Raw genomic sequence first — 11311 nt, forward strand, 5'->3', positions numbered from 1 at the left:
CACATCGGGCGAGTCGGTCGGCACATTTAACGGAGCGCCGCGTCGGCCGGTCTATCCGCTTTGTCGAGGAAGGCGATCCGTTAATTCCGGGTGGCGTAACACCGGTTGGGTAGCCACTACCCAGCGTGAGGCGGCCTCGGGGGCGCATGGGGGTTGGCGGGCAGCTGCGCGCGCCGGTGGTTGTCCGCAAAGTGGGCGAATGCTGTCCGGATAGTGGGCGGGTGGGCGTTGCCGGGCATGCGTGGCATGGTGCTTGCGTCCTCGGACGACGACGCGCCGGCAGAGCGCGCGGAACAACAGCCTTGAGAGTGCCCGTGATGAACCCGCCCGAATCGCATTTCCGTGATATCCGTGCCGATCGTTTCGACCTGGCGGGTGCCCGCTCCTGGATGGCGGGCATCTGCGGACCGCACCAGCTCGATGCCAGCCGCCCCAACCGGATCCGCTTCCACCACAGCGGCAACGTGCTGCGGTCGATGTCCACCACCCTCGGCATCATCGAATACGGCACCGACGTGACGGTGGCCGTGGCCGATATCGAGGGTTTCAACAGCTACAGCCTGAGCCTGCCCCTGTGCGGTGAGCAGGAGTTGCGCTGCGACGGGGCGGCGTTGCGCTCGGACCGCGACCAGGCGGTGATCGTCGCGCCCAACCGCAGCCAGGAGCTGAGCATCGCCGGCGACTGCCGCAAGCTGCAGGTGGTGATCACCCGCGCCGCGATGCGCGAGGTGCTGGAGGGCATGTTGCAGCGGCCGGTGGAGGAGCCGTTGCGTTTCGAGCCGCTGATGGATGCGGTGGAGGGCGCCGCCGCCTCCTGGTGGCGCATGGCCCGGCACATCCTCGACGAGATGGAGCACGGCGGGCTCTACGGCCAGCCGCTGTTCAGCCGTGACCTGGAGAGCGCATTGCTCAAGGGGCTGATCCTGGCCCAGCCGAGCAACTACTCCGAGGAGCTGCGCCAGGTGCTGGGGCTCAAGGTGCCGCACTACCTGGTGCGGGCGCGCGATTACATCCACAGCCACGCCCGCGAGGCGCTGCGCCTGGAGGATGTGGAGAGCGCCGCCGGGGTGTCGCGGTTCAAGCTGTTCGAGGCCTTCCGCAAGTACTACGGCGCCTCGCCCATGGCCTATCTGAAGAAGCACCGTCTCGGTGCGGTGCGCCGGGAGATCCTGGAGGACCGCTCCGCCCGCAACATCTCGGTGATCGCCATGGGCTGGGGGTTCGGCCACCTCGGGCGGTTCTCGGTGGAGTACCGCAAGCTCTTCGGGGAGACGCCGAGCGCCACATTGCAGCGGGCCGAGTCGCGTCGTCGCGAACCCTTCGCATAGCCAGCCCCGGAGGCCTGTGCAGGCGGACGTTATAGGGTGCGTGCGGCTTAGCACCAAACGGTCGAAGGCGCGGGCGAGGGTGGATGGACTATCCCTGTCTATGCTTGGACGACTTTTTTCTTCCGGCCTGTCGATCCGGCCGTCCCCCGTTCGACTAGGGATGCAAGCCCATCAACAAGGAGCGAACGATGAAGTACCTGTGCCTGATCTATTTCGACGAGACCGTGCTCGATTCCATGCCCGCCGAGCAGCTCGAATCCATCGTTGGCCACTGCATGGACTATGAGCAGCGCCTGCAACGCAGCGGCCAGTACATCGCCGCCGAGGCGCTGCAATCCACCCAGACCGCCACCACGTTGCGCCTGCAGGGCGACAAGCTGTCGATCACCGACGGCCCCTTCGCCGAGACCCGCGAGCAACTCGGCGGTTTCTACCTGATCGATGCCAAGGACCTCAACGAGGCCATCCAGATCGCCGCGAAGATCCCGCCGGCCCGCCTGGGCTGCATCGAGATCCGCCCGATCAAGGAATTGCCCAGGCTCTGAACGAGGAGGAACCCCGATGAAGATCGAATCGCATCCCGTCGTCGACCACGAGCAGTGGCTGGCGGCCCGCAAGGAACTGCTGCGCAAGGAGAAGGCCTTCACCCGCCTGCGTGACGAGCTCAGCGCCGCGCGCCGCGCGCTGCCCTGGGAGCGGGTGAGCGACGCCTACCGCTTCGAAGGCCCCATGGGGGCGGAGACGCTCGATCAGCTGTTCGCCGGTCGCAGCACCCTGGTGGTCTACCACTTCATGTTCGGCCCGGGGTGGGAGGAGGGCTGCGATGGCTGCTCCTTCCTCGCCGACCATTTCGACGGCGCCAACCTGCACCTGGCGCATCACGACGTCAGCCTGGTGGCGGTCTCCCGCGCGCCCTGGCAGGCGTTCCAGGACTTCAAGCGGCGCATGGGCTGGCAGTTCAAGTGGGTGTCTTCCCACGGCTGCGATTTCAACGCCGACTTCGGCGTCAGCGCCACGCCCGAGGCGATCGCCGCCGGCACCGCCCGCTACAACTACGACACCAGCCGCGACCCGGGGGAGGAAATGCCCGGCCTCAGCGTGTTCTTCCGCCTGCCGTCGGGGGAGGTGTTCCACACCTATTCCACCTATGCGCGCGGGCTGGACATGCTGGTGGGCACCTACAACTTCCTCGACCTGCTGCCCAAGGGCCGTGACGAGGACGAAATCATGGATTGGGTGCGCCACCACGACCGTTACGAAGGTATGGGGCCACGGCATGACTGCTGCTCCGCCAAGGCCGGGGGCGATTGATGGAGGCGCTGCAGGCCCGCCAGAAGGTGGAGGCGGTCTACCGCGAGGAGTCGCGGCGGGTGCTGGCGACGCTGATCCGCCTGCTGGGTGATTTCGAGCTGGCCGAGGAGGCGTTGCACGACGCCTTCATCGCCGCCGTGGAGCAGTGGCCCGTCGACGGCGTGCCGGCCAACCCGCGGGCCTGGCTGGTGTCGGCGGGGCGTTTCAAGGCCATCGACGCGCTGCGCCGGCGTGCCCGTTTCGATGCGCGCCAGGCGCAGTTGATCATCGAACTGGAGCGCGATGAGCCCGAGGAGATCGAGGATGTGGAAGACGACCGCCTGCGCCTGATCTTCACTTGCTGCCACCCGGCGCTGCCGGCGGACGCGCAGGTGCCGCTGACCCTTCGCGAGGTTTGCGACCTGAAGACCGAGGAAATCGCCCGGGCCTTTCTCGCCACGCCCTCGACCATCGCCCAGCGCATCGTCCGCGCCAAGGCGAAGATCCGCGATGCACGCATTCCTTACCAGGTGCCGTCCATGGGCGAGCTGCCGGAGCGGCTGGATAACGTGCTGCGGGTCATCTACCTGGTGTTCAACGAAGGTTATTCGGCCACCTCCGGCGACTCCCTGACCCGCGCCGACCTGTCGGCCGAAGCCATCCGCCTGGGCCGCCTGCTGCTGGAGCTGCTGCCGGATTCGGAAGTCATGGGCCTGCTGGCGCTGATGCTGCTGCACGACTCGCGACGCCAGGCACGCACCGGCGCCGATGGCGAGCTGGTGCTGCTGGAGGACCAGGACCGCTCGCTATGGAACCGCGAGCAGATTCTTGAGGGTTGCGCCCTGGTGGAGCGCGCGCTGGCCTCGCGCCGCATCGGCATGTACACGCTGCAGGCGGCCATTTCCGCCGTGCACGCCAGCGCCGCCACGGCCGAGGCGACCGACTGGGCGCAGATCGTCGCGCTCTATGGCGTGCTGCAACGGGGAATCGGCTCGCCCGTCATCGAACTCAACCGCGCGGTGGCGGTGGCCATGCACCAGGGGCCGGAAGCCGGGCTGGCACTGATCGAGGCCATTCTCGAACGCGGCGAGCTGCGTGATTACCAGCTGGCGCATTCGGCCCGCGCCGATCTCTACCGCCGCCTGGGGCGCCGCGCCGAGGCACGGGCCGCCTACCAGGTGGCGCTGGGGCTGACCCGCCAGGACACCGAGCGGCGTTTCATCGAACGGCGCCTGGCGGAGTTGGCGTCATGACGGATTCACCCGTGGCAGGCACGGGAACCGGGGCTGAGGCCCGGGCTACGAACGGAGGAGAGGCACCATGAGCAGCAACGAACAGGCCGTCGAGCAACTTCATGCCCTGCTGGCCGACTGGGCCGAGGCGGTACGCAGCAAGGACGTCGCGCGCATCGTCGGCTTCTACGCCCAGGAGGTGGTGGCCTACGACGCCATCCTGCGCTTGCAGTTCGTCGGCCGTGAGGCCTATGGCGCGCATTGGGCCTACTGCATGGAGGTGTGCCAGGGCTCGTCGATCTTCGACCCGCAGCACGTGACGATCCGCGCCAGCGGTGATGTCGGCTTCGCCCACTTTCTCTGCCTGTGTGGCGGCACCAACGCCGAAGGGGTCGAACAGCGCAGCTGGATGCGCGTCACCTGCGGCTACCAGCGCATCGGCGGGCAGTGGCGCATCGTCCATGACCACTTTTCCGCGCCCTTCGACATGGAAAGCGGCCAGGCGCTGTTCGACCTCGAGCCCTGATCAGGCGTCGAGACTGCGGAAGTGCTCGAGCATGCGCTGGGCATCGGCCTTGGCGCCGCTGAACAGTTCGAAGGCCTTCACCGCCTGGAACACCGCCATGGTGCCGCCATCCAGCGTGCGGCAGCCGAGGGCCCGGGCGTCCCTGAGCAATTGGGTCTCCAGCGGGAAGTAGACGATTTCGGCGACCCATAGCGCGGGGCGCAGCAGTGCGGCGGGCACCGGCGTGCCGGGCAGCTTGGCCATGCCCATGGGCGTGGTGTTGACCAGGCCGTCGGCATCCGCGAGTGCGTCGGGCAGGTCGTCACCGGCGCAGGCACGGCCAGCGCCGAAGCGGCGCTCCAGGCTGCTCGCCAGAGCGTGGGCGCGCTCGGCGTCGACGTCGAAGATCAGCAGCTGGCCGACGCCCTCGGCGAGCAGGGCATGGGCCACCGCAGCCCCGGCACCCCCGGCACCCATCTGCACCACCCGGCGGCGTTCGACATCGCCCAGCCCACGGCGGAAGCCTTCGGCGAAGCCCAGGCAGTCGGTGTTGTGGCCGACACGACGGCCGTCGCGCAGCACCACGGTGTTCACCGCCCCGATGCCCTCGGCCTCGGGGGACAGTTCGTCGAGCAGCGGAATGATCGCCTGCTTGCAGGGAAAGGTGATGTTGAGCCCGGTGAAGCCGGTGCGCTCGGCGGCCTCCAGCAACTGGGGCAGGGCGCTGACGTCGAGCTGGAGCGGGTCGAGGTCGATCAGTCGGTAGAGGTAGCGCAGGCCCTGGGCGTCGCCTTCGCGCTCGTGCAGGGCGGGGGTGCGCGAGGCCTGGATGCCGGAGCCGATCAGGCCGGCGAGTACGCTTGCGTGTGCGGTCATGGCGTCACCCCTTCAACAGCTTGCCGAAATGCTGCACGCCGGCCCGGTAGCCGTCGCTGCCCAGGCCGCAGATCACCCCGATGGCGATGCCGGAGACGAAGGAGTGCTGGCGGAATGCTTCGCGCTTGTGGACGTTGGAGAGGTGCACCTCGATCACCGGCAGCTCGCTGGCGACCAGGGCGTCGCGGATGGCCACGGAGGTGTGGGTCCAGGCGCCGGGGTTGATCAGGATGCCGGCACAACGGCCACGTGCCTGGTGGATCCAGTCGATCAGCTGGCCTTCGTGGTTGGTCTGGCGGCACTCGGCTTCCAGGCCCAGCGCGGCACCGGTTTCCCGGCACAGCCGATCGATATCGGCGAGGGTTTCGAGGCCATAGGTCGCCGGCTCACGAGTGCCGAGCAGGTTCAGGTTGGGGCCGTTGAGGACCAGCAAGGTGGGGGACATCAGGGGCATTTCTCCATTGTCATGAGCCCCTGCCGGGAACGCGGGCGGGGCTGGAATGGAAAAATGTACTAACTGGTTACTTTAATCAATCGGAGGGTGTCGGGCGGGCAAACGGGTGTCGGTTATTCCGTTCGATAATCGGTCACTCGGATGCGTCATCGGTCTCCAGCAGCAGCGGGCCGCTGCCGAGATCCGAGAGCTCGTCACCCGGGTTGCGCAGGGGGCAGACCTCCATGGTCAGGCAGCCGCAACCGATGCAGCCGTCGAGCTGGTCGCGCAGTCGGGTGAGGCGGCGGATGCGTTCGTCCAGCTCACTCTGCCAGCGTGCCGAGAGCGCGTGCCAGTCGGCGGCGGTGGGGGTGCGGCCTTCCGGCAGCGTCATCAGCGCGGCGTGGATGGACGCCAGCGGGATGCCCAGGCGTTGGGCCACCTTGATCACCGCCACCCGGCGCAGCACCTCGCGCGGATAGCGGCGCTGGTTGCCGGCGTTGCGGGTACTGGTGATCAGCCCCTTGGTTTCGTAGAAATGCAGGGTAGACACGGCCACCCCGCTGCGTTCGGCCACCTGGCCCACCGTCAGCGCCTTGCCGATGTTGCTCGCTGTCACCTTTGGCATGCTCGTGCCCTCTTGACCTAAAGTTAAGTTGAGGTTTTACCCTCGCCGCCAGCATTGCACAACGGTATAAGGAGTCTCGGCATGACCAACGAGCAGTTGCAGGGCGTCGTTTCATCCATTCATTTCTCGGCCGATCCGGCCTGCCTGCCAGCATTGGTGGAAGACCTTGGCGTGCGCTTGGCGGCCTGCCTCGAGTCCCAGGTGGGGCTGCTTTCCACCAGCCTGGAGACCAGCACCGATGGCCGCTGGTTGATCCAGCGCAGCCGCTGGGTCTCTGCCGATGCGGCACAGGCCGCGCTGGAGGGCGACTCCTGCAGTGCGCGCCTGCTGGGCGAGGCGATCTGGCGCTACGGCGCCAAGGCGGTGCGTTTCGAAGTGCCAGAGGAGGTGTGACGGCTCTTTCGCCGCTCGGTCGCAAGGAGGGGGGACGGAGGAATAGCGCGGTGGGGTGTCGCATGAGTGACTCGCCCGGGAGTCCCGGGCGAGTCGAGGGTGTTACTCGTAGCTCATGGTGTAGGTGACGCTGGTGCTGACCTGGCCCGGCTTGACGCTTGCATCGGTAGGAGCCAGATAGGCTGCGAAGAAGCCGAGCACGGCGTTCCCGCCGGCACCGCTGACCTCCTCCAGGTTGTTGCTGCCAGTGGACAGGTCTATCGCCTGCTGGTCCTTGTTGAAGAGTTGCACCGCGACGTTGGAAGCATCAGCACCGCTGAGCTCGTTTTTCAGTGTGCCGTTGGCCGGATCGACGTTCGGGCCTATCTCGAAGTTCGCCTTCACTTTGGAGCCAGCGGTGCAACTGGAGAGCGCAATCGCGAAAGGCGTGAAGCCAGCGATCTGACCGGAGGCGAGGGAACTCTGCGAAACGACTGGCAGTTGCACGGTCTGGTTGAGCGTTGGCGTCTGGATGTTGCAAGTCTTGCTGGAAACCTCTCCCTTGATGGTGATGGTGCCGTCGACTGCAAGCGCCAGGCTGCTCAGGCCAAAGCCGATCAGTGCCGTGCTGGCGGTGAGAAACTTCTTCATGTAGCTCTCCTAGTTGGCGCCTGGCTCCACGCGCCTGTTTAAAGGTTGACCTCAAGAGTCGGAACCAGAGCTGAAAGGCGGTGCAGCCTCGAAAATGAGAGCTGGATCGCACTTCAGCGGAGCGAGCGCAATGATAACGAGGGCTTTCTAGGCGGAATGGAGTCCGGCAGCGATGCGGGTCGTAGGAATAGTCGCCTGGTCTGCAAGTTTGTTCCGAGGAATTGGCCTGCATGTCATAGGGGCATGTTTCTGAGGTGCGCGTCGGTGAGTGGCCCTTGCTAACATGCCGGCTTTCACGAACGAGTCGGCACCGTGGACATCGACCTGGCGCGCACCTTCCTCGAAATCGTCCGCAGCGGCAGCTTCGTCGCCGCTGCAGAGCGCCTGCACGTGACCCAGACGGCGATCACCGCGCGGGTGCAGAACCTGGAGAACCAGCTGGGCTGCAAGCTCTTCGTGCGCAACCGTGCCGGTGCGCGGCTCACGGCCGAAGGCGAGGTGTTCGTCGGCCATGCCACGCAACTGGTGCAGACGTGGGAGGCCGCACGGCGCGACCTGCCGCTGCCCAGGGGCTACCGCGACCTGCTCGCCATCGGCGGGGAACAGAGCCTGAGCAACCCCTTGCTGCTGGGCTGGATGAGCCGCCTGCGCGAGCGCATTCCCTCCCACGCGGTCCGCGTCGAGGTCGCGCCCGGCCAGCAATTGCAGAAACAACTGGAGCTGGGCCTGCTGGATGCCGCGCTGGTCTACCAGCCCGAGTACTGGCCGGGCATGCAGGTGGAGCAATTGCTTGAGGAGAAGTTGATCCTGATCCGCTCCACCACCAACCCCGAACCCTACGTGCAGGTGGACTGGGGCCCGACCTTCCGCCAGCAGCACGACGCGGCGCTGCCGGACAGGGCCCGCGCCGCAGTGACGGTGAACCTGGGGCCGCTGGCGCTGCAGTTCATCCTCCAGCACGGCGGTTCGGGATATTTCCGTACCCGCGTGGTGCAGAGCTACCTGGACGGCGGCCAGCTCGAACGCGTGGAGCGCGCCCCGGAATTCACCTACCCGACCTACCTGGTCTATTCCCGCGACAAGGATTCACCGTTGCTGCAGCAGGCCATCGCCGTGCTGCGCGAGGTGGTGAGCGAGGACATCGACTGGTCACAGCGCTGGGAAGCGACGCTCTGAGGGCTGCGCAGGGCTGGTTCCGGTGGATCCCCGCGTTCGCGAGGATGACGAGGTGGCGGGGAGCGTCCCTGCGAGGCCGCGTGAGCATCAGCTCGCCACCTTCAGCGCGGCTGCCGGAGCCTGGGCGGTGAGGTCCTTGAGCCAATGGCGGTAGAGGCCGCCAATCAGATCGCTCTGGGTCACCAGGCCCACCAGTTTCTCGTCGTCACCCAGCACCGGCAGGCAGTGCAGGCCCTGGTCGGAGAGCATCGACACCAGCACGCCGATATCGGTATCGCGCTTCACGCAGCGTACCGAACGGGTCATGAGTTCATCCAGGCGCGGGGCGGGGCGGTGGCGCAGGCGGCCGAACAGCGAGCCGGGCGTTTCGTCCCGGGCGTGGCGGAACAGGTCGCCGGGGGTGACGATGCCCACCAGCTGCTTCTGCTCGTCGAGCACCGGCAGGGCCTTGATATGGTGCTTCTCGAACAGCTTCCAGGCTTGCTCGCGGGTGGTTTGCGCGGTGGCGGTGAGCAGGTCGCGGGACATGATCTGCTCCGCCGTGACCTGGCCCACGCTGCGGCGCAGGGTGTTGCGCTCGGTCTGGCGCAGCAGGCGCTCCAGGTCGTCGCGGGTGATGTCGACGAACTCGCCGAACTCCTCCAGCGCCTGGTCCAGGTCTTCATCGGAAAACACGCCGCGCTCGCTGGGCAGTGGGTCGGCGGTCAGGTGCTGGCCGACGCGGGCCTGGCTCGTTGCGGTGCTCAGGGCGCTGCGGGTGAGGCGGTTATAGGCCAGGGCCACGGCCACCAGCAAGGTGGAACCGAGCAGCACCGGCCAGGCGACGGCGAAGCCCTGGGCTTCGAACGCGGGGCCACCCAGGGCCACCGACACGGCCAGCGCCGTGCCCGGTGGGTGCAGGCAGCGCAGGCCGTACATGGCCAGCACGGTCACGGCCAGGCCCAGGGTCGCGGCCAGCACGGAGTGGTCGATCCACAGCCCGGCGGCCGTGCCCACCAGGGCTGCCACCAGGTTGCCCATCACCACCGACCAGGGTTGCGCCAGTGGGCTGGAGGCGACGGCGAACACCAGCAGCGAGCTGGCGCCGAGGGGGCCGGCGAGGCGCAGGGCGACCTCGGTGCCGAAGACATGGCCACAGGCGATGCAGCACAGCGCCAGGCCCATGCAGGCGCCCAGCGCCGCGCGCAGCCACTCCCCGGGGTTCGCGGTGCGCGGTGCGGGAGCCAGGCGCTTGCGCCAGCGCCGCCAGAGGGCGTCCGGGGTGTCGTGCATGGTGATCTCTTCGTTGCCTGAGCCGTTCGGGGTGATAAAAAAGGGCCCTTTGGGGCCCGGAGGAGTCCCACTGCGTGCGCGGGAAGGTCGCCATCCCTGGACATGGAACAGGAGCAAGGGTGGTGCAATCGTTGCCGCAGCCGGCGTGGCCGGGCGGCGAGACGGTGCGCATGCTACGGGCGGCATCAGCCATGTCGCCAATGAATAATATTGCTCGTTCGGTGCAATTTATTTGAATCAAAGGCGCCTGCCTTCGCCTGGGCAAGGGCCCGGGGCCGGCGTAGCATCGGCTCCCTCCAGGCATTCGAGGCGATGGCGGTTATGCAGCGACATACGGTGGGCGCAGGGCTGGACGCGGAGCGGCAACTGCTGGACAGGATCTACGATGGGCAGCACGACAGCGGCCTGCTGCTCTGGCGACCGCTGCACGCGGCGCTGGTCATGCCCCGGCGCATGAGCCGCCTGTCGGCATTCGAGACGGCCCAGCGCGCCTGCCTCGAACAGGGTTGGCCCATCGCCCTGCGTGACACCGGGGGCGAGCCGGTGCCGCAATCATCGGCGGTTCTCAACGTCGCCCTGGCCTATGCGGTGCCGCGTGAGGAGAACGAGCTGACGCGCATCGAGACCGCCTACCTGCGGCTGTGCCAGCCCTTGTGCGACTGGCTGGCCGACCTGGGCCTGGAGCCGGGGCTGGGCGAGGTGGAGGGTGCCTTCTGCGATGGCCGCTTCAACGTCAACCTGCAGGGCCGCAAGCTGGTGGGCACCGCCCAGCGCTGGCGTCGGCGGCAAAGCGATGGTCGCCACGTGGTGCTGGCCCACGGCGCGATCCTCATGGGCAACCAGCGTGAAGCCATGGTGGAGGTGGTCAACACCTTCTATCGCGAGTGTGGCCTGGGCACACGCTGCCGTGCCGGCAGCCACATCGCCCTGGAGGAGTGCCGCGCGGATGCGTGGGATGCCAGCGGGCAGCTTGCCGGGTATTACCGGCGGATGCTGGACGCCGCCGGGATTGCCACCGGCCTGTAGCCCGGGCTTCAGCCCGGGACGGTCCCCGAGCGAGTTCGTAGGATGGGTAGAGCGAAGCGAAACCCATGCGGCGGAAGGCCACGTGCATCCAGAACCGAGCGAAGAAATGTGGAGCGGCGATCCCAGGCAAGAAGGGTGGGCTGAAGCGGAGCGCCGCCCGGCCCACCCTACGGAGCTGGCCTATGAAGCCGCACAAGTGGTTCAGGTTGGCCGCTGAGTGCGCATCACGTTCTCGGTGCACGCGGCACACCCTGCAAGGTGCCGCCGCTTCCGGTCAGCGGTAGATGAAGGCGAGCGTGCCGGCGATGACCAGCACCACGGCGACCAGGGTACGGGCCACCCAGGGGGCGGCGAGCCAGACACCCGCCACGCCGGCCACCTGGCCGATGTTCTTCTCCGAAAGCAGGCGCGGGTTGGCGCCGCCCTTGATCGGATAGCCGCATTGCGGGCAGCTCGGGGCCTGGTCGGAGATGGAACGCTTGCATTCGGGGCAGTCGATGAGGGCCACGTCGGGAACTCCTT

At 67.4% G+C, this 11311-nt stretch carries 14 protein-coding genes; 8 read left to right on the forward strand and 6 right to left on the reverse strand.

All coding sequences use genetic code 11. The annotated features are described in order from the left end of the window. The first annotated feature begins 317 nt into the window (after positions 1–317). The 5 genes from WFQ67_RS27975 (at position 318) to WFQ67_RS27995 (ending at position 4376) form a co-directional block, all read left to right on the forward strand. Positions 318–1328 carry an AraC family transcriptional regulator gene (locus tag WFQ67_RS27975; protein WP_337058807.1) on the forward strand — a complete coding sequence of 337 codons (1011 nt, stop codon included), beginning with the start codon at positions 318–320 and terminating at the stop codon, positions 1326–1328. Between the two features lie 188 nt (positions 1329–1516). Then, positions 1517–1873, forward strand: coding sequence for a YciI family protein (locus tag WFQ67_RS27980; RefSeq protein WP_337058808.1), 357 nt, complete (start codon positions 1517–1519; stop codon positions 1871–1873). 16 nt (positions 1874–1889) lie between these two features. Next, the gene (locus WFQ67_RS27985) at positions 1890–2639 is read left to right on the forward strand and encodes a DUF899 domain-containing protein (protein ID WP_213624984.1); all 750 of its coding nucleotides are present in this window, start codon (positions 1890–1892) and stop codon (positions 2637–2639) included. After that, a complete protein-coding gene (locus WFQ67_RS27990; RefSeq protein ID WP_263149631.1) occupies positions 2639–3871 on the forward strand; it encodes an RNA polymerase sigma factor in 1233 nt (410 codons plus the stop codon). Before WFQ67_RS27985 ends, WFQ67_RS27990 begins: the two co-directional genes overlap by 1 nt. A 67-nt stretch (positions 3872–3938) precedes the next feature. Further along, the gene (locus tag WFQ67_RS27995; protein WP_173178694.1) at positions 3939–4376 is read left to right on the forward strand and encodes a YybH family protein; all 438 of its coding nucleotides are present in this window, start codon (positions 3939–3941) and stop codon (positions 4374–4376) included. Here WFQ67_RS27995 and WFQ67_RS28000 read toward each other — a convergent pair whose 3' ends face one another. From WFQ67_RS28000 to soxR, 3 genes are all read right to left on the reverse strand, one after another. Beyond that, a complete protein-coding gene (locus tag WFQ67_RS28000) occupies positions 4377–5231 on the reverse strand; it encodes a shikimate dehydrogenase (protein WP_337058809.1) in 855 nt (284 codons plus the stop codon). It lies immediately after the preceding gene. 4 nt (positions 5232–5235) lie between these two features. Continuing rightward, positions 5236–5676 carry a type II 3-dehydroquinate dehydratase gene (gene aroQ / locus WFQ67_RS28005; protein WP_337058810.1) on the reverse strand — a complete coding sequence of 147 codons (441 nt, stop codon included), beginning with the start codon at positions 5674–5676 and terminating at the stop codon, positions 5236–5238. 142 nt (positions 5677–5818) lie between these two features. Further along, on the reverse strand, positions 5819–6292 hold the full coding sequence (gene soxR / locus WFQ67_RS28010) for a redox-sensitive transcriptional activator SoxR (RefSeq protein WP_213624980.1): 474 nt from the start codon (positions 6290–6292) through the stop codon (positions 5819–5821). Between the two features lie 81 nt (positions 6293–6373). Between soxR and WFQ67_RS28015 the strand changes: the two genes are divergently transcribed. After that, positions 6374–6685 carry a hypothetical protein gene (locus tag WFQ67_RS28015; RefSeq protein WP_213624979.1) on the forward strand — a complete coding sequence of 104 codons (312 nt, stop codon included), beginning with the start codon at positions 6374–6376 and terminating at the stop codon, positions 6683–6685. A gap of 102 nt (positions 6686–6787) precedes the next feature. Here the strand turns inward: WFQ67_RS28015 and WFQ67_RS28020 are convergent, their stop codons facing one another. Then, positions 6788–7315 carry a fimbrial protein gene (locus tag WFQ67_RS28020; RefSeq protein WP_213624978.1) on the reverse strand — a complete coding sequence of 176 codons (528 nt, stop codon included), beginning with the start codon at positions 7313–7315 and terminating at the stop codon, positions 6788–6790. Between the two features lie 312 nt (positions 7316–7627). Here WFQ67_RS28020 and WFQ67_RS28025 point away from each other — a divergent pair, with 312 nt between their 5' ends. Next, the gene (locus WFQ67_RS28025; RefSeq protein ID WP_213624977.1) at positions 7628–8491 is read left to right on the forward strand and encodes a LysR family transcriptional regulator; all 864 of its coding nucleotides are present in this window, start codon (positions 7628–7630) and stop codon (positions 8489–8491) included. 87 nt (positions 8492–8578) lie between these two features. On the opposite strand, the gene WFQ67_RS28030 is transcribed toward WFQ67_RS28025, so the two are convergent. Beyond that, complete coding sequence (locus tag WFQ67_RS28030) at positions 8579–9763, reverse strand: HPP family protein (protein ID WP_337058811.1); 1185 nt, start codon at positions 9761–9763, stop codon at positions 8579–8581. Between the two features lie 312 nt (positions 9764–10075). Here WFQ67_RS28030 and WFQ67_RS28035 point away from each other — a divergent pair, with 312 nt between their 5' ends. Beyond that, on the forward strand, positions 10076–10789 hold the full coding sequence (locus WFQ67_RS28035) for a lipoate--protein ligase family protein (protein WP_337058812.1): 714 nt from the start codon (positions 10076–10078) through the stop codon (positions 10787–10789). 274 nt (positions 10790–11063) lie between these two features. Here the strand turns inward: WFQ67_RS28035 and WFQ67_RS28040 are convergent, their stop codons facing one another. Then, complete coding sequence (locus tag WFQ67_RS28040) at positions 11064–11297, reverse strand: zinc ribbon domain-containing protein (RefSeq protein WP_173178683.1); 234 nt, start codon at positions 11295–11297, stop codon at positions 11064–11066. Positions 11298–11311: the final 14 nt, after the last annotated feature.

It is taken from the genome of Pseudomonas sp. USHLN015, assembly GCF_037153275.1.
Lineage (GTDB): Bacteria > Pseudomonadota > Gammaproteobacteria > Pseudomonadales > Pseudomonadaceae > Metapseudomonas > Metapseudomonas tohonis.

Coding starts and splice junctions, on each gene's coding strand:
- WFQ67_RS27975 (WP_337058807.1), top strand. CDS start 318: ATGAACCCGCCCGAATCGCATTTCCGTGATATCCGTGCCGATCGTTTC.
- WFQ67_RS27980 (WP_337058808.1), top strand. CDS start 1,517: ATGAAGTACCTGTGCCTGATCTATTTCGACGAGACCGTGCTCGATTCC.
- WFQ67_RS27985 (WP_213624984.1), top strand. CDS start 1,890: ATGAAGATCGAATCGCATCCCGTCGTCGACCACGAGCAGTGGCTGGCG.
- WFQ67_RS27990 (WP_263149631.1), top strand. CDS start 2,639: ATGGAGGCGCTGCAGGCCCGCCAGAAGGTGGAGGCGGTCTACCGCGAG.
- WFQ67_RS27995 (WP_173178694.1), top strand. CDS start 3,939: ATGAGCAGCAACGAACAGGCCGTCGAGCAACTTCATGCCCTGCTGGCC.
- WFQ67_RS28000 (WP_337058809.1), bottom strand. CDS start 5,231: ATGACCGCACACGCAAGCGTACTCGCCGGCCTGATCGGCTCCGGCATC.
- aroQ (WP_337058810.1), bottom strand. CDS start 5,676: ATGTCCCCCACCTTGCTGGTCCTCAACGGCCCCAACCTGAACCTGCTC.
- soxR (WP_213624980.1), bottom strand. CDS start 6,292: ATGCCAAAGGTGACAGCGAGCAACATCGGCAAGGCGCTGACGGTGGGC.
- WFQ67_RS28015 (WP_213624979.1), top strand. CDS start 6,374: ATGACCAACGAGCAGTTGCAGGGCGTCGTTTCATCCATTCATTTCTCG.
- WFQ67_RS28020 (WP_213624978.1), bottom strand. CDS start 7,315: ATGAAGAAGTTTCTCACCGCCAGCACGGCACTGATCGGCTTTGGCCTG.
- WFQ67_RS28030 (WP_337058811.1), bottom strand. CDS start 9,763: ATGCACGACACCCCGGACGCCCTCTGGCGGCGCTGGCGCAAGCGCCTG.
- WFQ67_RS28035 (WP_337058812.1), top strand. CDS start 10,076: ATGGCGGTTATGCAGCGACATACGGTGGGCGCAGGGCTGGACGCGGAG.